This is a genomic window from Streptomyces sp. NPDC057939, assembly GCF_042887545.1.
Lineage (GTDB): Bacteria > Actinomycetota > Actinomycetes > Streptomycetales > Streptomycetaceae > Streptomyces.
In genome coordinates this window covers 34,949-55,509 of sequence record NZ_JBHVPG010000002.1, presented here as the reverse complement: position 1 = coordinate 55,509, position 20,561 = coordinate 34,949, and the positions used below count along the sequence as shown (strand labels likewise).

General features: G+C 73.1%; 20 protein-coding genes. 10 read left to right on the top strand and 10 right to left on the bottom strand.

Annotation, left to right across the window (positions count from 1 at the left end; genetic code table 11):
• Positions 1-21 precede the first annotated feature (21 nt).
• Positions 22-1,095 (bottom strand): hypothetical protein, encoded by a 1,074-nt coding sequence (locus ACFVS6_RS02525; protein ID WP_389700094.1) that lies wholly within the window; start codon positions 1,093-1,095, stop codon positions 22-24.
• A 189-nt stretch (positions 1,096-1,284) separates the two neighbouring features.
• On the opposite strand from ACFVS6_RS02525, the gene ACFVS6_RS02520 reads away from it, so the two are divergent.
• Together ACFVS6_RS02520 and ACFVS6_RS02515 are read left to right on the top strand one after the other, a co-directional pair.
• Complete coding sequence (locus ACFVS6_RS02520; RefSeq protein ID WP_389700093.1) at positions 1,285-1,848, top strand: hypothetical protein; 564 nt, start codon at positions 1,285-1,287, stop codon at positions 1,846-1,848.
• Positions 1,849-1,920: 72 nt separating this feature from the next.
• Positions 1,921-2,820 (top strand): MOSC domain-containing protein, encoded by a 900-nt coding sequence (locus ACFVS6_RS02515; RefSeq protein WP_389700092.1) that lies wholly within the window; start codon positions 1,921-1,923, stop codon positions 2,818-2,820.
• A gap of 76 nt (positions 2,821-2,896) precedes the next feature.
• On the opposite strand, the gene ACFVS6_RS02510 is transcribed toward ACFVS6_RS02515, so the two are convergent.
• The 4 genes from ACFVS6_RS02510 to ACFVS6_RS02495 all read right to left on the bottom strand — a co-directional run bounded on the left by ACFVS6_RS02510 (position 2,897) and on the right by ACFVS6_RS02495 (position 5,590).
• Positions 2,897-3,094: a hypothetical protein gene (locus ACFVS6_RS02510; protein ID WP_389700091.1), complete on the bottom strand. Its 198-nt coding sequence runs from the start codon at positions 3,092-3,094 to the stop codon at positions 2,897-2,899.
• A gap of 257 nt (positions 3,095-3,351) precedes the next feature.
• A complete protein-coding gene (locus ACFVS6_RS02505) occupies positions 3,352-4,032 on the bottom strand; it encodes a class I SAM-dependent DNA methyltransferase (RefSeq protein WP_389700090.1) in 681 nt (226 codons plus the stop codon).
• Between the two features lie 105 nt (positions 4,033-4,137).
• On the bottom strand, positions 4,138-4,845 hold the full coding sequence (locus tag ACFVS6_RS02500; protein ID WP_389700089.1) for a hypothetical protein: 708 nt from the start codon (positions 4,843-4,845) through the stop codon (positions 4,138-4,140).
• Positions 4,846-5,008: 163 nt separating this feature from the next.
• Positions 5,009-5,590 carry a TMEM165/GDT1 family protein gene (locus ACFVS6_RS02495; RefSeq protein WP_389700088.1) on the bottom strand — a complete coding sequence of 194 codons (582 nt, stop codon included), beginning with the start codon at positions 5,588-5,590 and terminating at the stop codon, positions 5,009-5,011.
• Positions 5,591-5,994: 404 nt separating this feature from the next.
• On the opposite strand from ACFVS6_RS02495, the gene ACFVS6_RS02490 reads away from it, so the two are divergent.
• Positions 5,995-7,116 carry a hypothetical protein gene (locus ACFVS6_RS02490; protein ID WP_389700087.1) on the top strand — a complete coding sequence of 374 codons (1,122 nt, stop codon included), beginning with the start codon at positions 5,995-5,997 and terminating at the stop codon, positions 7,114-7,116.
• Positions 7,117-7,197: 81 nt separating this feature from the next.
• Here ACFVS6_RS02490 and ACFVS6_RS02485 read toward each other — a convergent pair whose 3' ends face one another.
• Positions 7,198-8,823 carry an alpha/beta hydrolase gene (locus tag ACFVS6_RS02485; RefSeq protein WP_389700086.1) on the bottom strand — a complete coding sequence of 542 codons (1,626 nt, stop codon included), beginning with the start codon at positions 8,821-8,823 and terminating at the stop codon, positions 7,198-7,200.
• 316 nt (positions 8,824-9,139) lie between these two features.
• Here ACFVS6_RS02485 and ACFVS6_RS02480 point away from each other — a divergent pair, with 316 nt between their 5' ends.
• The 7 genes from ACFVS6_RS02480 to ACFVS6_RS02450 all read left to right on the top strand — a co-directional run bounded on the left by ACFVS6_RS02480 (position 9,140) and on the right by ACFVS6_RS02450 (position 16,706).
• The gene (locus ACFVS6_RS02480) at positions 9,140-10,096 is read left to right on the top strand and encodes an STM4015 family protein (RefSeq protein WP_389700085.1); all 957 of its coding nucleotides are present in this window, start codon (positions 9,140-9,142) and stop codon (positions 10,094-10,096) included.
• Positions 10,097-10,106: 10 nt separating this feature from the next.
• Positions 10,107-11,234, top strand: a complete 1,128-nt coding sequence (locus ACFVS6_RS02475; RefSeq protein ID WP_389700084.1) for an STM4014 family protein — start codon at positions 10,107-10,109, stop codon at positions 11,232-11,234.
• Positions 11,235-11,259: 25 nt separating this feature from the next.
• Positions 11,260-12,066 (top strand): STM4013/SEN3800 family hydrolase, encoded by an 807-nt coding sequence (locus ACFVS6_RS02470; RefSeq protein ID WP_389700468.1) that lies wholly within the window; start codon positions 11,260-11,262, stop codon positions 12,064-12,066.
• Positions 12,063-13,427, top strand: coding sequence for an STM4012 family radical SAM protein (locus tag ACFVS6_RS02465; RefSeq protein ID WP_389700083.1), 1,365 nt, complete (start codon positions 12,063-12,065; stop codon positions 13,425-13,427). Before ACFVS6_RS02470 ends, ACFVS6_RS02465 begins: the two co-directional genes overlap by 4 nt.
• A gap of 5 nt (positions 13,428-13,432) precedes the next feature.
• Positions 13,433-14,338: an STM4011 family radical SAM protein gene (locus tag ACFVS6_RS02460; RefSeq protein ID WP_389700082.1), complete on the top strand. Its 906-nt coding sequence runs from the start codon at positions 13,433-13,435 to the stop codon at positions 14,336-14,338.
• Positions 14,339-14,441: 103 nt separating this feature from the next.
• A complete protein-coding gene (locus tag ACFVS6_RS02455) occupies positions 14,442-15,794 on the top strand; it encodes an AMP-binding protein (RefSeq protein WP_389700081.1) in 1,353 nt (450 codons plus the stop codon).
• Positions 15,795-15,860: 66 nt separating this feature from the next.
• Positions 15,861-16,706 carry a hypothetical protein gene (locus ACFVS6_RS02450; protein ID WP_389700080.1) on the top strand — a complete coding sequence of 282 codons (846 nt, stop codon included), beginning with the start codon at positions 15,861-15,863 and terminating at the stop codon, positions 16,704-16,706.
• A 53-nt stretch (positions 16,707-16,759) separates the two neighbouring features.
• Here the strand turns inward: ACFVS6_RS02450 and ACFVS6_RS02445 are convergent, their stop codons facing one another.
• The 4 genes from ACFVS6_RS02445 to ACFVS6_RS02430 all read right to left on the bottom strand — a co-directional run bounded on the left by ACFVS6_RS02445 (position 16,760) and on the right by ACFVS6_RS02430 (position 20,532).
• Positions 16,760-17,635: a hypothetical protein gene (locus ACFVS6_RS02445; protein WP_389700079.1), complete on the bottom strand. Its 876-nt coding sequence runs from the start codon at positions 17,633-17,635 to the stop codon at positions 16,760-16,762.
• Between the two features lie 139 nt (positions 17,636-17,774).
• Positions 17,775-18,347: a hypothetical protein gene (locus ACFVS6_RS02440; RefSeq protein WP_389700078.1), complete on the bottom strand. Its 573-nt coding sequence runs from the start codon at positions 18,345-18,347 to the stop codon at positions 17,775-17,777.
• Positions 18,344-19,729, bottom strand: a complete 1,386-nt coding sequence (locus ACFVS6_RS02435; protein WP_389700077.1) for a hypothetical protein — start codon at positions 19,727-19,729, stop codon at positions 18,344-18,346. The genes ACFVS6_RS02440 and ACFVS6_RS02435 overlap by 4 nt, the downstream gene beginning before the upstream one ends.
• Positions 19,726-20,532 (bottom strand): ATP-binding cassette domain-containing protein, encoded by an 807-nt coding sequence (locus ACFVS6_RS02430; protein ID WP_389700076.1) that lies wholly within the window; start codon positions 20,530-20,532, stop codon positions 19,726-19,728. The genes ACFVS6_RS02435 and ACFVS6_RS02430 overlap by 4 nt, the downstream gene beginning before the upstream one ends.
• Between the last annotated feature and the right edge of the window lie 29 nt (positions 20,533-20,561).

Here is a 20,561-nt window from a genome sequence, read left to right as displayed (position 1 = left end):
GTGTGCTGGGGAGCGACCGGGTCAGTGGCGTCCGCAGTGTGCGCAGGTGCCGCGCCGGCGGAAGTAGTGGGCGAGGGCGGCGGCGGCCAGGGCGATGCCCCACACCGGCCAGACGGTTTCGGGGACCGTGGCCCCCCAGTCGTCCCGCTCGTTGTCGAAGGCCCCCTGGAAGTGCAGGCGGATGTACATGACCCCGGCGATGGTCACCATCAGGGAGACCAGCCAGGCCGGTACGACCGCCAGCCCGATCGGCACCCGACGGCCCCGCAGGCCCGGCATCCACCGCGGGAACACCTCGCCCCAACGCTGCACCAGACCCAGCGTCAGCAGCGAGCCGAGGGCGCCCATCGTGGCCAGGGCCGCGCCCAGGATCCACAGGTTGTCCTCCTTGCCCTCCTGCCACAGCTCGTCGGAGATCCCCAACGGGTAACCGAGCGCCCAGGCCCAACGGGTGGTGGCGTACAGGAGCGGCACCACGACGGCCGTCCAGGCGGCCTTGCGGCCCCAGCGGGCGGCGGAGGCCGGCGAGGTCCACTCGGCGCCGGCCCCGGTACGACCGCAGTTGCCGCAGGCACCGGTGGTCCGGCGCTGGTAGGCGATCGCCGAGGCCGCCATCAGGGCCACCCCCGTCACCGCGAACACCTGATTGATGACGGTCCAGTTGATGGCGCCGAACTTCAACATGAAGACGTAGGCCAGGTTCCCCAGGATCCGGAAGTCGGCCAGCGTGGAGAACACCGCGGCGCCCGAGACGGCCGTGGCGCCGAGCAGGACCCCGGTGGGCACCCGGCGCCGACCCGGCAGGGCCAACAACAGCGCCACCCCGGCGCTGAGCAGGAACCCCACGGCCAACCACGGGGCGAGCCGATCGCGGCCCACGTGCTCGAACGCCGAGTACTCGGGGTTGGCGTCATCGGCCCCGAAGGGAAAACCGGCACCGCCCAACGCCCAATACGTCTGGGCCAGCCCGTAGGCCAACAGCACGAGGAACGCCACGTACCCGATCCATCGCGGCCAACCGGCCAACCGCCGGCGCACGACGCCCGGGGTGCGTGCCTGTCGCGGTAATACCGCGCTCTCGGTCACCTGTGTCATGGTGCTGCCTCCTCGGTGTTCTGAAATCCAGCATTCCTCGCGGGAGTCCGGCGCACATCTGCCGAACGGCAGATCGGGGGAGACGGATGACGGACGGAGTGCTGAGACCGGCCGGGTTCCCCCGTGCGGGGGAGTCGGATCATCTTGCAGGGCGACGTGCGGGGCCGGCCGGTGCGAGAGATTCACATCATGACGACGACGGATCCCTCCCCGCCCGAATGGCGCGTGCTGTCGGTCCCGCCGCCCCCGCGCTGGGCCGTGGGTGCCGCCCGTATCGTTGCCTGGTCCACCGTCCCCTCCGGGGTGTGGCGCGTCGCGCTCGTGCTCGGGGTGCCGGTCGGAGTGATGGAGCGAGAAGAGTTCCTCGCCGCCATTCCGTACAACTCCGTTCTGATCGCGCTGACTTACGTACTGCTGATCGGTGCTGTCGCGGAAGCCGCCTCATACCTCGCACTGGGCCTGGTACGGCCTTGGGGGGAAGTGGTGCCGCGTTGGATTCCGCTTCTTGGGGGCCGCCCGGTCGACCCCAGGATCGCCGTCCTCGTCGCTTCCCTGGGAGCTCTCGCGGTTACCTTCCTGTGGTGGGTTCTCCTCTTCGGAGGATTGCTGAAGTCCCCCAGTCCGGATCCCGGCATCTCGGTCGGCGAAGCCCTCTTCGTCGCCGCCTACGCCCCACTCCTGCTCTGGGGTCCACTGCTGGCGGCGGTGACCTGGTCCTACCACCGAAGACACAAGGCCCGTCCGCGAATCTGATCGGATCCGGGAGCCGTCGCCGGCTGTGGAGGGATGGGCCCGACCATGGTCGTCGAGCGAAAGGGGTGGGGCATGGCCAGGGTGATGGATCTGATCTGCTATCCCGTCAAGGGATGCGCGGGCACGTCGATGACGGATGCGCTCCTGACGCCGGCAGGTCTCGCGCACGACCGCAGTTTCATGGTCATCAGCGAGGACGGAGTCTTCCGCACGCAGCGCCGGCACCCCCGCCTCGCGCTGATCCGTCCCACCATCAGCGCCGACGGCACCCGCCTGACGCTGGAGTCGGCCGATCGTACGGACCATCACGGCACGGCCCGCCTCGACGTGACGACAGCCGCGTCACGCCGTGCCGTCGATCTGTTCGGCACCTCCTTCCGGGGGATCGACCAGGGTGACGACGTCGCCGCCTGGCTCTCGGACGTCCTCGGAACCCCCAGCCGTCTCGTCCGCGTGCCGCCGGAACACGACCGGATCGCGGACGGCCTGACCCCTGGCCCGTCCGGCTACGCCGACAGCAGTGCCGTCCACCTCCTGTCCCGAGCCTCCCTCACCCTCCTCAACCGGCGGATGGCCGAACGGGGCTCTCCACCCCTGTCGATGAACCGCTTCCGCCCGAACATCGTCGTCGACAGCGGCGACAGCCACGATCACGACCACGACCACGACCACGACCAGGAAAGCGGCATCGACTGGGCAGCCGTACCGCACGCCGAGGACCGCGCACGTCGCATCACCATCGGCAGTGCCGAACTGGGCTATGCCAAACTCGCGGTGCGCTGCGCCGTCACTCTGGTCGCGCAGGACGTCGGAGCGCGGCAGGGGCCGGAGCCCTTGCGCACTCTCGCCGGCTATCGACGAGCGGCGAGCGGGGGCGTCGTCTTCGGCACGAAGTTCTCCGTGTTGACGCCGGGGAAACTGTCGGTCGGCGACGAGGTCGCCGTCAAGGAGTGGGGCGACGCCGAACCATGAGCACACCTGGTGCGATGGCGTGAGGGACCGTCAACGGATCAGCGGACGGCCGCCGGCTTGAGCGGCCGGACAGTTCCTAGCCGTGGAGCCCTCGCACGCACCGCACCCGTACGTGCTCGCCCAGGATCGGATCCTCCTCGTCCCCGTCGCGGGCGATGAGCGTGAGGTCCAGCGTCTGCCGGGTGCCCCGGCGCAGGGGCACCGGAGGGGACGCGCCGGGGGCGAGGTCCGGCAGGTCGGCGGCGCGGCCCCAGGACCAGCCGACACGATTCACTTGTTGCTCCCTGTTGTTCTAATCCCTGCTGTACGAACGCCGCCCGTGCGAAGCGCCGTCGGCATCACGGGACGTCGGGGCGCCCACTGGGGCGCCGGCTCCACGGCGGTCCTCCGCAATCTACGAGGGAGGGCGGGCGGCGTCTTGAGTGGCGGTCACTCCAATTCGGCCCGAGGTCCGCGAATCCGGCCCGATCCCCGACCGGATGAACACCCGTACGAGGGCCATGGTGAACCGGAGCGGAGCACACGGCGCGATCACCCGGCCCCGTCGGACCCGGCGGGCTCGGACCGGGCCTTGCGGGCGAGCAGGTGAACTTCCCGGAACTGACGCCGGTCGGTGGGCTGCGGCTCCCGGACCATCCGGGCCACCTCGACCAGACCGGCTTCGCGCAGCAGCGCGGCGAGGTGATCGGGCGACCACCGGTAGGCCGTCGTGACCGCGTGATCGAAGGCCTGCGTCGGGTGGGACGCCCCGTCGGTTGCCGAGAACCCGATCAGGAGGTGACCGCCAGGAGCCAGCACCCGGTGGAACTCCGCCAGGACTGAGGGGAGTTCCCGTGGCGGGGTGTGGATGACGGACCAACGGGAGAGCACGCCGCCCAGCGCGCCGTCGGCGATGTTCAAGGCGGCCATGGAGCCCACCTCGAACCGCAGTTCCGGATGCGCCCGTCGGGCCAACCCGATCATCTCGGGAGAGGCGTCGACGCCGAACGTCGTTCGCCCCAGCCCGTTCAGGTGGGCGGTGATGTGGCCGGGCCCGCATCCCAGGTCCGCGATCGGACCGTCCTCCCGCGCCCCCACGACCTCGGCGAAGGCGGCCAGGATCGCGCGGTCCAGGGGACTGTCGCGCAGCGAGTCGCGGAACAGGCGCGCATAGGTGGGGGCGGCGGCGTCGTAGGCGTCGCGGACGGTACTGAGGGCATTGTGTTCGACCATGCCGAGACAGTAGTTCCCGGCCCCCGCTCCCGGCCCGTGTCCCCGGCCGCCGCCCTCCTTTGCCGCCCCCCGTTCCCGCCCCCCGTTCCCGGCCGCCGGGGTCGGTCAGCCGTTGCGTTCGCCGGGTTCGAGGAGCCGGGCCAGGGCGCGGTCCAGGGGTGAGGTGCTCGTCCTCGTCAGGGTGGCGACGAGGTCGAGGTAGCGGATCGCGGCGGCCTCCTGAGGGGTGGTCAGCGTGATGCGCCCTCCCGGTCCCGCCGCGGTGACGGCCTCGACGAGCATCCGGGTGTCCTCGTCGTCGATCCGCAGCACGGCGACGGTCCGGGCGAGGCGGTCGACGACATCGGCCGGCGTCTCCCGCGCGGTGCCGTACTCGCAGCCGTACCAGTCACCGGCCTCCTCCAGGAGGCCGTGCAGGCTCGCGTAGCCGTCCTGGCGGGACAGGGCCCGGTGGAAGTGGTCGAGGAGCCCGGCCAGGACGTCGATGTCGGCCGGGTCGACGGGGACGGCGTACAGCGCCGTGAGGACGGAGCCGCCGAAGCCCACTACGCGGTTGCCGTCCCGCACGGCCCGACCGTCGTCGAGGGCGTACATCTCCTGGCGCAGCGGCTTGGGCAGCGCCCTGTGGATGTTGATCAGCGCGGTCCGGGGTGCCTCTCCGTCGAGGCCCGCGGGAAGTCGCCACGCGTCGTCGGGTGCGGTCCGGTCGTGACGGGCGGTGTGTTCGAGCCAGATGAGCAGGGGTTCCTCCAACTGGTGGAGGTCGGTCAGGAAGGAGTGCTGGGCGGAAAGCAGCCGGAGCGGTGCGGGCATGGGTCGGTCTCTCCTGGTCCTGCTGCGGGGGCCGGCCCCCGGAACGGGCGCGTCGCGTCGCGCCGCCCGCCCCGGCCGTCGGGGCGGGCGGTGGGGCGGTGGGGCGGCGGTGCGGTGGCGGCCGGGCGGTACGGGCACGGCCGCCGGGGCCGTCGGAGGCGGGTCAGGCGGTGAAGGCCTCGAAGAGGGTCCATGCGGCGAGAGCGGCCATGCAGACGGCGCCGAACCGTTGGACGGTCTTGAGCGGGACGCGCTGGGCGATGAACCGGCCGACCAGCAGGGCGAGGGCCGAGACCGACATCAGGGCGAGGGCGGAGCCGATGGCGGTGGGCAGCCAGCCGTTGGTGGCGGCGAGGTTGGCCGTGGTGATCTGGGTGAGGTCGCCCCACTCGCTGATGAACACGGCCATGAAGGCGGTCGTGTACACCGGCCAGAAGCCGGTGACGGTCTTGGCGGCGCCGTTCTCGTCCTCGTCGTCCCCACTGCGCAGCAGCACGACCGCGCCGAACGCGAACAGGGCTGCGGAGACCAGCTTGACCAGCATGTCCGGGAGCATCCCGAGGAGGCTGCCGGCTCCGACGGCGATGGCCACGTGCACGATGAACGCCGTGGAGGTGCCGAACCACACGTACAGCGGGCGCATGCGGGTGCCCATGGCCAGCGAGGCGAACATGGTCTTGTCGGGGAGTTCCGCGAGGAAGATCAGGCCGAAGGCCGTGATGATCGCCAGGGGGTCGAGAGTCATCCTGGTGCTTTCTGCTGGGGCCGGACCGTCAGCTCGAACGACACCCAGGAGGCGACGGGAGAACCACTCGGCCCGGCACGACGGATCGGCCCGCACAGATGTGCGGACGCGGTCATGCTTGGCCGAAGGTCTCGTCCACCACGGCACTGTGTGCCGGGGCCCGATGGCCGGGACGGGTTGCCCTGTCCAGTGTGTCGACCAGCGGTATTTCGGGACTACTCCCCTTCGCTGCTTCCATCATAAACGGATGGCAAAGGTTCCCGGGACGGGGGGTCGGGTGGCGCGCGTCACGGCGGGAGCGGTACGCGGCCTCCGCCCGCCGCGTACCGGCCCGAACGGCCCGACCGGCCCGGTAAGCGGCGGCGACATCGGTGGCGTCGGTGGCGGACGCTACCGTCGCCGCCATGACGACGTTGATCCCCGCACTCCTGCTCGATTCGCTCGCCCTGACGGGCGGGGCCGCGCTGACCGAAGGGTTCGCCCTGGAGGCGCGGGGCGCCGCCGGCCGCCGCGCCCTGCTGCGCGGCGGGTCCCAGCTGGAGGCGTACGACCTGGACCGCCTGTGGGACGGTGAGCGGGCCCCGGTGGCCGCCTTCCCCTTCCCGTGGCCGGACTGGTCCCTCGGGCAGCATTCGGTCGCTCCGGACGCCTCCTTTGCGGTCTTCTCCGGGCAGCGCTCCGTCCGGGCGGTCGCGGCCGACGGGACCACCCTGTGGGTGTACCGGCACGGCTGCTGGGACCAGCGGATCGGACACGGGCACAGCGGTGACGACCAGCAGGTGTGCGGCGGCATCGAATCCGGATCCTGTCGGGTCTCCGACGACGGAGCGCTCGTGTGGGCGCACGTCGTCGCGGATGCCGGCCACGCCGAGCAGGACGAGTACGACGAGTACTGGGTCGTCCTCGACGCCACGGACGGCGCGGAGCTCGCCCGCGTCCCGCTGACCGGCGTCGCCTCGGGGTCGCAGCACGTGTCGCACCCGGACGGCGTCCACATGGGCCTGTGCATCGGCATGGGTCAGGACGGAATCCTGCTGCACTGGGCGCGCCTGGACGGTGGCGAGGTCACCACCTGGGACGTCAACGAGACCGAGGACCGCATCCTCGTGGACGTCCACCCCGGGCACGCGGGCTTCCTCACCGTCGAACACTACGGCGAGGACATACGCCTGCACGCCCTGGACGGCACCGTCCTGGCCACGGCGGAGGCCCGACCGACGGGCGAGGAGGCGGGCGAATGGGACGAGTGCCGGCCCTGGGACCACCCCTGCGGCTTCGTCGACGCCGACACGGTCATCGCCACCACGGTCGAGTGCGACGAGCACCCGGAAGAGGCCGATCACTGGCTCCTGGACGCCCGCACGCTGACATTGCGCGGCGGCATCGCCTACCCGTGTCCCGTCGACGGGTTCGCCAGGCCGCTCGGCGACGGCACCTGGCTCACCCACGACGGGAAGAAGGGGCTTCTGCACCGCTGGGGCCTCACCCTCGCCGACCGGCCCAGCGGCACCCGTACGAAGGCCTGACCACCGGATCACCGGACCGAAAGACCACCGGATCACCGGATCACCTCACCCCCTGGCCTTCGCACCTCCGGAGGGGCCGGCTCAGCGCAGTACCGGGATCACGTCCTGCGTCTCGTCCACCTCGATGGCCGTCGAACGGAGGCCGACCGGTGCCGGAGGCGCCTCGTCGGCGCAGACGGTGCCCCGCGCGGGCAGGGCCAGCGTGGCGAGGTAGTCCGTGGCCAGGGCGCTCACGCACGCGCTCCGGTTGTAGGCGGTGTGCCCTTCGCCCGCGAAGGTCAGCAGCCGTCCGTTGTCCAGCGTCCCGGCGAGGGCCACGGAGTCCTGGTAGGGGGTGTCCGGGTCCCCGGTCGTGCCGAGGACCAGGATCGGCGCCGAACCGGCCGCCCGGTAGGAGCCCTCGTGGCGGCTCGGGCGCCCGGCCTGCCACTGGGCGCAGGTCGGCGCGTGATTGTGGTCGTACGTGGGCGGCCCTAGGCCGACGGGCGGTCCCAGCAGGGGAGCGGAGGCGGCCCGGGCGCCGACCATGGCGCCGAGCAGCACCCGACCGGTCGGGTACACGCGGTCCGCGCACTCCACGGCCGTGTTGACGTTGAGGAAGTCGAAGGACCCCGGTGAGGGCGGCGACAGCAGGAACGAGACCTGGCGGTCCTGGGCCGCGCGCAGGGCCTGACCCAGGTAGGGCCAGATCACCTTGCCCGAGTTGATGTTGAACATCAGGCGGTAGGCGAGGGTGTAGCCGGTGGCCGGGCGGCCGCTCGCGGTGACGACCGGCTCGGCGTCCAGCGACCGCTTGAGCCGCTCGAAGGCCTTCCGTGGCTCGCCGTCACCGAACCCGCAGGTGGCGGCGTTCTGCGCGCACCAGTCCAGGAACCGGCCGACCGCCGAGTCCAGGGCGGCGAACTGCTGGGCGTCGTAGGCGTACGGCACGTCGGCGTAGGTCCGCGGATCGTACCCCCCGTCCAGCACCATGGCGCGGACCCGCAGGGGGAACCGGGCGGCGTAGACGGTGCCGACGTAGCTGCCGAAGGAACGTCCGTAGAAGGAGAGGGTCTCCTCGCCGAGGGCCCGGCGCAGCAGCTCGATGTCGTCGGCGTTCGACCCGGTTCCGATGAACGGCACGAGGTTCCCGGCGCGCTCCGCGCAGGCGGTGGCGAAGTCGAGGCCCTGCCGGACGGCCTCCCGCAGGGCGCCCGGACCCGGTACGCCCCGCGCGGCGTCGACGGCGGCGGTGTACTCCTCGTCGTTCCAGCACTCGACCTGTCCGCTGCGCGCCACGCCCCGCATGTCGTACCCGACGACGTCGAAGCGCTCACGGAGGGAGGCGGGGAGCGCGTCGTAACTGTTGCGCGCGAAGTCGACGCCGGAGTTGCCGGGTCCGCCCGGGTGCAGCAGCAGGACACCGGTCCGGTGGGACGGGTCGGCGGCGAGCCGTCGGGTGACGGCGAGGGGGATCGTCACCCCGGTGGGCCGGCGGTGGTCCAACGGGACCAGGGCGGTCGCGCACTCGAAGCCGTCGCCCGGACCGTCGGCGTCCGCCCCGTCGCAGGGCCCCCAGGACAGCACGGGCACGGGCGGGGCGGCGTGCCGCGGCGTCGCCGTCGCGGCACCGGGCGCGCCCCCGAGGAGCGCGGTGACCGCGATCAGGAGGAGGGATATCCCCCACACCACGCGCCTGCGCGGGTCATCGGCCAAACGGGTCTGCATGCGGCGATCCTCCGTCTTGGGCGTTGGGGAACGAGCGTCAACGTAACCGCCGGCCGCCGCGCCTGTCGGCCCACCAGGAGTGCACTCCTGCCTACCACCAGGGACGGCGCCCGCCTACCACCACGGTTGTACGCTCCCCGAAAACGGCCGGTCCGACATCCCGAACCGAACCGGCCGGCCGACGCCCCGAACCGGCCGTCCCGCCCCCGGGACCGGCCGCCCCCGCGCCTCCCGCACCCCACCTCGGCCGTTGTCCGTGCCGCTTGGTACAACTTGCAGCGCACCGGACGCGACAGGCGAGGAACGGCGGGAACCCATGAGTTACGCGCAGCATCTGACGGGATTCGGCGGGCTGCCGGTCATCGACTTCCCGGGCCCGAAGGGCGCGGACGCGCGTCTGCCCGAGGCGGACGACGTCGCCTGGCGGATCGCCACCGACAGCTACGACAGCGAGGAGACCTGGACCGAGGCCTTCGCCCGGTTCCGCGCGGCGGTCGACACCACCGCGGTCCGCGCGATCGTCGTCGGCTCCTGGGAGGAGGCCTACGACACCGGCCCGGAGGAGATCATCGCGGCGCTCCTCGAAGCACGCCCCCAACTGCCCGCGCTGCGGGCCCTGTTCCTCGGGGACATGGAGTCGGAGGAGTGCGAGATCAGCTGGATCAACCAGGGGAACGTCGGCCCGCTCCTCGACGGTTTCCCGGAGCTGGAGGAGTTCGGCGTTCGGGGCGGCTCCGGGCTGGTCCTGCCGGCCTTCGCGCACCGGAATCTGCGCCGTCTGACCGTCGAGACCGGCGGAATGCCCGCCGAGGCCGTCCGCGGCGTCGCCGCGAGCGACCTGCCCGCCCTGGAGCACCTCGACCTGTGGCTCGGCACGTCCGAGTACGGCGGCGACGCGACCGTCACCGACGTGGCGCCGATCCTCGACGGGGAGCGCCTGCCGCGCCTGCGCCACCTGGGCCTGCGCAACAGCGACATCCAGGACGGGATCGCCGTCGCCGTCGCGTCCGCGCCCGTGGTCGCCCGCCTGGAGACCCTCGACCTGTCCCTGGGAGTCCTCACCGAGGAGGGTGCGGCCGCGCTGCTCGCCGGGCAGCCGCTGACGCACCTGCAGAAGCTCGACCTGCACCACAACTACCTCGACGAGCCGCTGCGCGAGCGCTTCCAGGAAGTCCTCGGCGGCGCCGGCGTCGTCCTCGACCTGGACCGCGGCCATGCCGAGGAGGACGAGTACGACGGCCGCACCTGGCGCTTCGTCGCCGTCGGCGAGTAGCGCACGGGCCATGAGGGACCATGCGCCGCCGCCGCGCTGGGCGGTCGTCGGCAACCCGGAGAACCGGCGCGTCACCCTGTTCTCCGGGGCGGTGCGCGCCGCGGGGCTGCCCGCGCCGCGCATCGTGCCCTGGACGGACGTCCTGCGCGCGGGCGGCGCGGCCTTCGCCGCCGACGAGATCGTCCGGATCGAGTCGCCGGGCGAGAACGCGGACGTCGACCGGTTCCTGCGCGGCGCCGACGACTCCACCCGGGTGGAGGGCGGGGTCCGCTGGTACGCCGCGTTCACGGCCGCCATCCGGACGCTGACCGGCGGCCTGCGCCTCGACGACCCCGACGAACTGGCCGTGCTCTTCGACAAGCGGAGCTGCCACGGGGTCCTCGCCCGGGCCGGGGTCCCCGTACCGCAGTCGCCGACCTCCGACGGCGCGACACCGGTGGCCGGTTGGGACGACGTTCGGGCCCTCATGGACGCGCACCGCATGCCCCGGGTGTTCCTGAAGCCCGCCCACGGCTCCTCCGCCTCCGGGATCGTCGCCGTCGAGACGGCCGGCGGCGGCCGGATCCGGGCCACCACCTCCGTCGAGAGCGCGCAGGACGGCCGGCTGTACAACTCCCTGCGGGTGCGCCGCCTCACGCACGAGCCGGAGGTGGCCGCGCTGGTCGACGCCCTCGCCCCCGACGGACTCCACGTCGAACGGTGGTGGCCCAAAGCCTCACTCGACCACGGCGCGGCCGACCTGCGGGTGGTCGTCGTGGCCGGGCGGGCCACCCACGCCGTGGTGCGCACCAGCCGGACCCCCATGACCAACCTCCACCTCGGCGGCCGGCGCGGCGACCTTTCCGCCGTGGTCCGGGCCACCGGCCCGGCGGGCTGGGCCGAGGCCCTGAGGATCTGCGAGCGGGCCGCGGCCTGCTTCCCCGGCACCCTCTGCGTCGGCGTCGACCTGCTGCCCGCCGTCGGCTGGCGCCGGTTCGCCGTGGCCGAGGTCAACGCCTTCGGTGACCTGCTGCCGGGCCTGACCGGGCTGCCGGGCAGCGGCGCCGAGGGCCTGGACACCTATGCCGCGCAGGTCGCCGCCGCCACCCGCGAACACGTACCGCACCACCCCACGAGGAACCACCGTGCAACCGCCTGAAACACCACAAGCCCAGCTCCCCGACATGAACGAGGTCGTGGGCCGCGACGACCTGCTGCTGCTCACCCTGGACACCCTGCGCCACGACGTCGCCGTCGAACTCGCGGCCGCCGGACGCCTCCCGAACCTGGCCCGCCACCTGCCCGGCGGCGCCTGGGAGGAACGGCACGCCCCGGGCAGCTTCACCTACGCCTCCCACCAGGCGATGTTCGCCGGATTCCTGCCCACGCCCGCCCGCCCCGGCCCGCACCCGCGGCTGTTCGCCGCCCGCTTCGCCGGCAGCGAGACGACCGAGGGCCGCACGTACGTCTTCGACACCCCCGACCTGGTGTCCGGGCTCGCCGCGGCCGGGTACCGCACGGTGTGCGTCGGCGGCGTCGGCTTCTTCAACAAACGGGGCGCGCTCGGCGACGTCCTGCCCGGCATGTTCCAGGAGAGCCACTGGGAACCCGAGTTCGGCGTCGCGTCGCCGACCTCCTTCGAGGCACAGGTGGAGCGGGCCGAGCAGGTCGTCGCCGATCTCCCCGCCGATCAGCGGCTGTTCCTCTTCGTCAACGCCTCCGCGCTGCACCAGCCCAACTGGTTCCACCTGCCCGGCGCCACGGCCGGGGCCGGCGACACCCGCGCCACCCACGCCGCCGCCCTCGAATACGTCGACCGGCACGTCGGGCGGCTCCTGGCCGCCATGAGTTCCCGCCGCCGCTGCTTCGCCATCGTCTGCTCCGACCACGGCACCACCTACGGCGACGACGGCTACACCGGCCACCGCCTCGCCCACCAGGCCGTCTGGACGGTGCCGTACGCCCACTTCTTCCTGGAGCCGTCCGCATGACCACCCTCGCGCCCGCGCCCACCGCGCCCGCCGATCAGGACCGGGCCCGCCCGTACGGCTCCTACGTGTACGCCTACCCCCACAAGACCGCGTACCGGCCGCTGCCCGACCGGCCCGCCCTGCGCGACCTGTGGCGCGGCGAACGCAAGGACGCCCTCTCCCTCTACCTCCACATACCGTTCTGCGAGGTCCGCTGCGGCTTCTGCAACCTCTTCACCCGCGTCGGCGCCCCCGACGGGCTCACCGGCCGCTACCTGGACGCCCTGGAGCGGCAGGCAGCCGCCGTACGCGAGTCCCTCGGCGACGACGGGCCGGTCCGGTTCGCCAACGCCGCGTTCGGCGGCGGCACCCCCACCTTCTTGACGGCCCGCGAACTGGAACGGCTCTGCGACATCGCGGAGCTGACCATGGGAGCGGACCTGCGGGCCGTCCCGTTGTCGGTGGAGACCTCGCCCGCGACCGCCACCGCCGACCGGCTCGCCGTCCTCGCCGAACGCGGCGCCACCCGCGTCAGCATCGGCGTCCAGAGCTTCGTCGCCGAAGAGGCCCGGGCGGCCGTCCGCCCCCAACGGCGTGCCGACGTCGAGGCGGCGCTCGGCCGCATCCGCGACGCCCGCGTCCCCGTCCTCAACATCGACCTGATCTACGGCATCGACGGCCAGACCCCCGACACCTGGCGCACCTCCCTCGACGCCGCCCTGGCCTGGCGGCCCGAGGAGCTGTACCTGTACCCCCTGTACGTCCGCCCCCTCACCGGCCTCGCCCGACGCACCGCGCTCACCGACCTCGCCTGGGACGAACAGCGCCTGGACCTCTACCGGAGGGGCCGCGACCACCTCCTCGCGCACGGCTACGAGCAGGTGTCGATGCGCATGTTCCGGCTCGCCGGCACCGCGCCCCGGGGGCCCGAGGACCACGCCTGCCAGACCGACGGCATGATCGGCCTGGGTTGCGGAGCCCGCTCCTACACCTCCGCACTGCACTACTCGTTCGACTACGCCGTCGACATGGGCGAGATCCGCTCGATCATCGACGGCTACACCACCACCGACGACTTCACCCGCGCCGTCCACGGCCGGCCCACCAACGCCGACGAGGCGCGCCGCCGCCACCTGCTCCAGTCACTGCTCCAGGCCCGGGGCATGCCGGTCGCCGACTACCGGGAGCGGTTCGCCACCGACCCGCACGACGACTTCCCCGCCGAACTCTCCGTGTTCGCCACCCTGGGCTGGCTCCACGAGGGCGGCACGGGCCCCGTCCTGCGCCTCACCCCGGAGGGCCTGGCCCACTCCGACGCGGTCGGACCGGCCCTGTTCTCGCCCGCGGTCCGGACCGCCATGGCCGCCTACGAGACGAAGTAGGGCCGGTGGACCTGACCCTCCTGTACCGCGGCCCCCTCGCCTCCTGCGACTACGACTGCCCGTACTGTCCCTTCGCCAAGCGGCGCGACACCGGTGCGCAACTGCGCGCCGACCGGGCGGCCCTGGAACGGTTCGTCGACTGGGCGTGCTCCCGTACCGAGGACCGGCTGTCGCTGCTCTTCACGCCCTGGGGCGAGGGCCTCGTCCGCTCCTGGTACCGGCGCGCCCTCGTCGACCTCTCCCACCAACCGCACGTCGACCGCGTCGCCATCCAGACCAACCTCAGCTGCCGCACCGAATGGCTCGCGGAGGCCGACCCCGACACCCTCGCCCTGTGGTGCACCTATCACCCCGGACAGACGCCCTACGAACGCTTCCTGGCCAAGGTGCGCGACCTCTCCGACCGGGGCGTCCGCCACAGCGTCGGCATCGTCGGCCTCCCCGAGAACCTCGAGCACGCCCGCAGGCTGCGCGCCGACCTGCCGGCCCACGTCTACCTGTGGGTGAACGCCGCCGACGGCCACACGTACACCGATGCCCAAGCCGACGCCTGGACCGACCTCGACCCGTTGTTCCCCTACAGCCGGCACCCGCACCGCTCGGCCGGCCTGCCGTGCCGCACCGGCGAGTCCGTCATCTCGGTGGACGGCGACGGCGCCGTCCGCCGCTGCCACTTCGTGCGCACCGAACTCGGCAACCTCTACGACGGCTCCTACCGCACCGCCCTCGCCCCCCGCCCCTGCCCGCTGACCACCTGCGAGTGCCACATCGGGTACGTCCACCTGGAGAGCCTGCCCCTGTACGACGTCTTCGCGGGCGGCGTCCTGGAACGCGTCCCCGCACCCGTCGAGCCGCCTTCTTCCACGGCCATCGCGCTGGTCAGCGGCCCGCATTGGACCATCGGCCGATGAACGGCGCCGTCCCTGGTTCGGATGGCGCATTGCGTCCGACGGCGGCCGGGGATTGGCTGGCCAAGATCAAGACGACAGGTGGCACCGGCACAGGAAGAAGCACATGACACCCCTGCTCGACGGCTGTACGCCCTGGCCCGAGGAATTCGTCGACCGCTACTGGGCGGCCGGGCGCTGGAACGGCAACACCCTGGACAACCTGCTCCGCGGCTGGGCCCTCCAGTACGGACCGCGGACCGCGCTCGTGCAGGGCGACACCCGCGTCACCTACGCGAGATTGAACCGGCGCGCGGACCGCATGGCCGCCGGATTCCGGCTGCGCGGCCTGCGGCCCGGGCAGCGGGTCGTCGTCCAACTGCCGAACGTCCCCGATTTCGTCATCACCGTGTTCGCGCTGATGCGAGTCGGCGCGGTGCCCGTGTTCTGCCCGCTGCCGTACGGCGCGTCCGAGGTCGCCGACCTCGTGCACGTCACCGAGAGCGTCGGCTACGTCGGCCCGTCGACGTACGGGGGCTTCGACCACACGGCGATGGCCGCGGACATCGCTGCCCGAGGACCCTTCCTCCGACGCGTGTTCACCCTGGAGGCGCCGGGCGCCGCGTCCCCGTACGGCGGCTTCACGACCGACCCGGCGGGCTGCTACTACTTCCCGCTGGACTCCATCGACTCCCCGCCCGAGCCGACGCCCGCGCGGAGCGCCGACCAGGTGGCGTTCCTCCTGCTCTCCGACGCCGGAACCGGACCGCCACGACTCGTTCCCCGCACCCACAACGACTACGCCTACCAGGCGCGGGCCGCGGCCGATCTGGTGTCTCTCACCGAGAACGACGTGTACCTCGCGGCGCTGCCCGCCTCCTCGCACTTCGCCTTCGGCTGCCCCGGCATCATCGGCACCCTCTCGGTCGGCGGCACCGTCGTCCTGGTCGAGGACCCGGATCCCGCCGAGTGCCTGCGGGCCATCGAACGGGAGCGGGTCACCCTCACGTCGGTGGTGCCCGACCTCGCCCGACGCTGGACGGACGTACTTCCCGACGCCGGGGCCGACTTGAGCAGCCTGCGCCTCGTACAGGTCGGCGCCGCGCCGGCCGACCGGGCGACCGCCGAACGGCTCGGAGCCGCACTGGGCTGCGGGCTGCAGCAGGTCTTCGCCATGACCGAGGGGCCGCTGACCCTGACCCGGCCCGGCGATCCGGACGAGACCGTGCTCGGCACCCAGGGCCGGCCGCTCTCGCCCGACGACGAACTCCGCATCGTCGACACCGAGGGCAGGCCCGTACCCGACGGCCAGCCGGGCGAGCTCCTCGCCCGCGGCCCGCACGTCCCCCGCGGCCACTACCGGGCGCCGGAGCACAACGCACGCGCCTTCACCACCGACGGCTACCTCCGCACGGGCAACCTCGCGCACCGCACCCCGGACGGCAACCTGGTGGTGACCGGCGCCTTCGAGGACGCCTGACCGCACCGTTCGCGCGCCCCGGCGCGGGTCGGGCGATATCCGTGGGAAACGACCTAGGCTCGGTCCGTGGCACAGGCCGAACTGCGCGTCGCCGAGGGCGCCGGACCATTCACCACCAGGCGCACCTGGCGGCTGCCCGACGGCCGAGAAGCCGTCTGGGAGTCGCGCCTGGCCCGGCGCCGCGGCGTGCTCGCGGTGCGCGCGCCGGGAGCGTCGACCGCCCGTCACGCACGCGCCGACGCCGCAAGCCTCGTACGACTACGGCGCCTGAACTCCATCGCCGCCGTCGCCTTCGTGATCGGCGGTGCGCTCTTCGCGGCCGGCGCGGCCATCGCCCAGTTCGGATCGGGCGACGCGATCACCAGCTCCGGCGTCTACTTCGTCGGCGGCCTGTTCTTCAACACGGGCGGATACGTCTCCCTGCTCCAGGTGATCAATGCCCCCCGGCAAGTCCCGTCGGGAGCGGACGCCCTGGTCACCCGGCGGTGGCGGTGGTGGAGCTACGAACCGATGCACCTGGACTGGCTGTGCGTGTTCGCGCTGTTCGCCGGCACGCTGGTGTTCGGGGTGAACCTCCTGGACTCGTTCCTCCAGGGCCTGACCGTCCAACAGATCAACCGGCTGATCTGGACCCCCGACGTGATCGGATGCGTGCTGTTCCTGGTGTCGGGACACCTGTCGTTCGTCGAGGTCTGCCACGGCCGGCTGCGGGTGCTCGCACACGACCTCGGCTGGTGGATCGTCGCCGTCAACCAGCTCGGTTCCGTCCTGTTCATGGTGTCCGCCCTCGCGGCCTTCACCCCCCGGGTCACCGGCAGCGAACTCGACGCGGACATCGCCAACTGGGGCACCCTGCTGGGTGCCCTGTGCTTCTCGATCGGTGGTGTCCTCCAGTACGCCGAACGGCCCTGACACCGGGGCACGGGGGCACCGGAGCCCCGGCGGCCCCGGCGCGCCGCCGGTCGTCAGAGCGACCCGCCCTCGAAGAAGGCCAGGAGCGCCGGCTCGGGGTGCGCCGCGGTGGACACGTTGGCGACGCACACGACGAGCACGGCCAGGGCGGACAGCACGGAGAGGACGCCGAACGCCGCCCACACGCGCCTCGGTCGCCCCTCGGACGAAGGCGTCCTCGCGAAGCGGGTCCAGAACACCACGCCCGTCACCGTGAGGACCAGCGTCACGACCCCCGCGACCACGGCCATCACGGCGTGGTACCGGGAGAAGTCACCGACCATGGCCGCCAGAGCCGCAGGGGTCGGGTCACCCGCGGGAGCGGCCAGGTGCTGCCTGATCCGATCGAGCGTGCCGCCGAGCTCCCCGCCGGCCCCACCACCGGTCGGCAGCATCGACAGCAGTGAGGAGAGGGGCGCGGCCGCACCCTGGACGTTGGCCATCACCGTGGCCGCGGCGGCCAGTACGAGCACGGAGGCGACGGCCCCCGCCGAAGCGAGGGCGATCCGCCCCGCCACCCCGCGACCGCCCGCCCGCAGGAACGCCTTCCGGAGCAGGGCGCCGATCACCACGAACACGATCAGCAGCAGCGCCGCGATCACGCCCTTGGCGACGTGGTAGCGGAACCAGTGGTCGACGAGCCGTTCCAGGTCCGGCGTGAGGTCCCGACCGCCGGCGCCCCAGTAGCCGACGAACGCCTCACGGAGGGCCCGCACGAGGTCCGCCTGCCCGGCGAACTCCTCGTCCGGGCCGCGCGCCGCCAACGTGCGCGGGGCGACGACGAAGGCGAGGACGAGCGCCGCGGCGAGGACGACGAGCGCCGCGAGGGCCCGTCCGGGGACGCCCGCCGGCCGTGCCGGGTACGGGGCCGGGTCCGTGGTGCTGGGCAAGGAGGCTCCTCCGGCTCGGGCGGGTCGTCCCGTTCACCTTGCCGCACCGACGCCGCCCGATCACTGCGGTCCGCCCCCCACCCGAAGGTGGGGGAAGCCCCAGCACCCACGCGCCCCGGCAGGAGCCGAAAGGGACGGCCTAACGCCGCGGGCCGCCGACGGCATACACCGTGAGGCCCGCGACGGCCAGGACGAGGGCCGTCCAGACGCCTGCCGAAGCGTCGGGGGGCAGCAGCATCCAGGTCAGCACCTGCGAGGGGACGTCCGGCGCGGACGGGGCGACGAAGGAGACGGACATCCACGCGAACGGCAGGATCCACGCGTACTGCCTCCCGTACCAGGCGGCCCCGAGGGCGACGAGGCCCATCAAACCGGCACAGTTGCGCACGACGAACGCGGGGGAGGCGGACTGCCCGCCCGAGGCCTGCACCGCGAGCAGCACACCGCCGATCAGCACGCCGCACAGCAGCACGTGCGCCGCCCGGCGCGGCATCCAACGGATCGCTGCCGTCCGGTCCATCGCGAGGTCCTGTCCGCCGAGACCGACGGAGACCGCCGTCGCCCCCGCGGCGAGGGCGAGCGTGGTGAGCCGAGGATCCCACGGGCCGCCGCCGATCCGGGCGAGCGTCCACACCAGCAGCCCGCTGATCAGGACCGCGGCCAGCGAGGCGGGCAGCCGCCGCGAACGCGCGTACAGCGTCAGCCACCTCACCGGGGCGCACCACCGGTCAGCGCTTCGATCGGATCGCCCGAGCAGGAGACCGCGGCCGCGTGCATGGCGCCGATCCGGGACCGCTGCTCCGCCGCCGGGAGCGCGGTGAACTCCTCCCACACCGGGCGGGCCACGGCGTCCTGGTCCTCCGCCCGGTGCATGGTCCCGTCGAGGGGCCGGGGCTCCCCACCCAGTACCCAGGCCGCCCCGATGCTCTGCGCGGCGGCGTCCGAGAGCGTGCCGCTCTCGGTGTCGCTGCGGGGACGGCACACCGGCGCCAGGCCCTGCGCGACCAGGGCCCGCGTCAGCGCCTCGCCCCGCGCGCCGTCGATCGCCCCGTCGTCGAAGTCGACGAGCAGCAACCCGGGCGACCGCTCCGGGGTCTCGCCCAGGGCGCGCGGCAGGGTGGCCTCGTGGACGGCGACGGGCGCCCGGTCCCCGAGGGCGTCGCGGAGCAGGCGCAGCGCCTCCTCGCCCGGCCCCGCCAACCGGTCGAGCCGTGCCCCCCGGGCGGCGGTCACGCACACCCGGCCGTCGCACACCTGCGTCGCCGCGGCCCGGTCGAGGACGTACGTACCGCGCGGGTCGGACGGGAACAGGAGCACCGCCAGGGCCCCGCCCGCCAGCAGCGGGGCGAGGGCGAGGAGCCGGCCGCGCGGACCGGCGGCGGCCGACAGCGCGAGGCCCGTCACGGCCATGCCGAGGAACCAGAGCGCCTGCCCGAGGTGCACGGGGGCGGAGAGCGTCAGGAGCGTCTCGCGCGCCTCCGCCACCGTCGGCGACAGCAGCGAGAGACGGTTCGGCACGGCGGAGGTCGGCAGCGCCCCGTCCGTCGTCTGCCGGAGGAAACTGGTCAGCAGGAAGGCGCCCACGGCCAGGACGGGCGGGGTGAGCACGGACGGCAGGACCCGTGCGACGCCCATGCCCAGGAGGGCTCCGGCGGCCGGCGCGAGCGCCCCCACCAGCGAGATCGGCAGCCAACCGAGGTGGGCGTACGAGGCGTCACCGGCGAGGACCCGTACCGCACCCAGGGCGACGACCAGCGCGAAGGCCGTCACCAGCGCGAACGCCGTCGGACCGGCCAGGGCGGCCGCGCGGTGCAGGGCGGGTCGCGGGGTGCTGTTCAGGAGTTCGGGCATCCGCGAGCGGTGGTCGCGCAGCCCTTGGAGCGCCCCGAGGCCCACGGCCAGGGGCCACAGGAACACCAGCGGGTACCGGGTCCACATGGCCATGGACGTCCACTGGGCCGTCCACAGCGCGGTGCCCCTGGTCCACGGCCCGGACAGCAGGTGCAGGAAGGCGAGCGCCGCCAGCAGGACGACGGCGGCGGCCCACGGGGCGACGGAGCGCCTCAGTTCGATGAGCGGGATGCGGACGTTCACCAGGCACCCCTCGTCCGTACGGGGTCGACCAGCAGGGCCGAGTAGCCGCGCTCCAACGGGCTGTCGCCCACGTGTTCCGGGCCGCCCGCCGCGGCCAACTCGCCCGGTGTGCCCTGGAAGACCAACCGTCCCTCGGCGAACAGCACCACGTCCGTGCAGGCGGCGGCCACGTCCTCCACCAGATGGGTCGAAACGACCACGCAGGCGTCCGTTCCCAACTCCTGGAGCAGTTCCCGGAGGCGCAGCCGCTGCGCCGGATCCAGGCCGACGGTCGGTTCGTCCAGCAGCAGGACCGACGGGTCGTTGACGATGGCCTGCGCGATGCCCGCCCGCCGCACCATCCCGCCCGACAGGGTCTTCATCCGGTCGTCCGCGCGGTCGGCCAGGCCGACCCGTTCCACGGCGCGCTGCACGGCCGCCGGGATGTCCGGCGCGGGCACCTCCTTCAGCCATGCCATGTACTCGACGAACTCGCGCACGGTGAACCGTTTGTAGTAGCCGAATTCCTGCGGCAGGTAGCCGATCCGGCGGCGCAGCGCACGGAACTCGCCCCGCCCGCCGACGGACTCCCCGAGCAGTTCCAGTTCACCTCCGGCGGGGCGCAGCACGGTGGCCAGGGCCCGGATGAGGGTGGTCTTCCCCGCCCCGTTGGGGCCGAGGAGACCGTGCACACCGGTGCCCAGCGACAGGTCCAGCCCGTCGACCGCCATCCGCTTGCGGCCGACCCTGACCCGCAAGCCGGTCGCCCGGATCTCCCAGGGGTAGGTCGTGGGGGCGATGTCGTCCCTGTTCAGTGCGGGCATCGTGCGCTTCCTCCGGTCTCGTGGGGTCG

What these genes read in the sequence shown, in the direction of transcription:
- ACFVS6_RS02470 (WP_389700468.1), top strand. Translation starts at nt 11,260, where the DNA reads ATGAACGAGGTCGTGGGCCGCGACGACCTGCTGCTGCTCACCCTGGAC.
- ACFVS6_RS02525 (WP_389700094.1), bottom strand. Translation starts at nt 1,095, where the DNA reads ATGACACAGGTGACCGAGAGCGCGGTATTACCGCGACAGGCACGCACC.
- ACFVS6_RS02500 (WP_389700089.1), bottom strand. Translation starts at nt 4,845, where the DNA reads ATGCCCGCACCGCTCCGGCTGCTTTCCGCCCAGCACTCCTTCCTGACC.
- ACFVS6_RS02495 (WP_389700088.1), bottom strand. Translation starts at nt 5,590, where the DNA reads ATGACTCTCGACCCCCTGGCGATCATCACGGCCTTCGGCCTGATCTTC.
- ACFVS6_RS02430 (WP_389700076.1), bottom strand. Translation starts at nt 20,532, where the DNA reads ATGCCCGCACTGAACAGGGACGACATCGCCCCCACGACCTACCCCTGG.
- ACFVS6_RS02465 (WP_389700083.1), top strand. Translation starts at nt 12,063, where the DNA reads ATGACCACCCTCGCGCCCGCGCCCACCGCGCCCGCCGATCAGGACCGG.
- ACFVS6_RS02490 (WP_389700087.1), top strand. Translation starts at nt 5,995, where the DNA reads ATGACGACGTTGATCCCCGCACTCCTGCTCGATTCGCTCGCCCTGACG.
- ACFVS6_RS02475 (WP_389700084.1), top strand. Translation starts at nt 10,107, where the DNA reads ATGAGGGACCATGCGCCGCCGCCGCGCTGGGCGGTCGTCGGCAACCCG.
- ACFVS6_RS02505 (WP_389700090.1), bottom strand. Translation starts at nt 4,032, where the DNA reads ATGGTCGAACACAATGCCCTCAGTACCGTCCGCGACGCCTACGACGCC.
- ACFVS6_RS02520 (WP_389700093.1), top strand. Translation starts at nt 1,285, where the DNA reads ATGACGACGACGGATCCCTCCCCGCCCGAATGGCGCGTGCTGTCGGTC.
- ACFVS6_RS02485 (WP_389700086.1), bottom strand. Translation starts at nt 8,823, where the DNA reads ATGCAGACCCGTTTGGCCGATGACCCGCGCAGGCGCGTGGTGTGGGGG.
- ACFVS6_RS02515 (WP_389700092.1), top strand. Translation starts at nt 1,921, where the DNA reads ATGGCCAGGGTGATGGATCTGATCTGCTATCCCGTCAAGGGATGCGCG.
- ACFVS6_RS02480 (WP_389700085.1), top strand. Translation starts at nt 9,140, where the DNA reads ATGAGTTACGCGCAGCATCTGACGGGATTCGGCGGGCTGCCGGTCATC.
- ACFVS6_RS02455 (WP_389700081.1), top strand. Translation starts at nt 14,442, where the DNA reads ATGACACCCCTGCTCGACGGCTGTACGCCCTGGCCCGAGGAATTCGTC.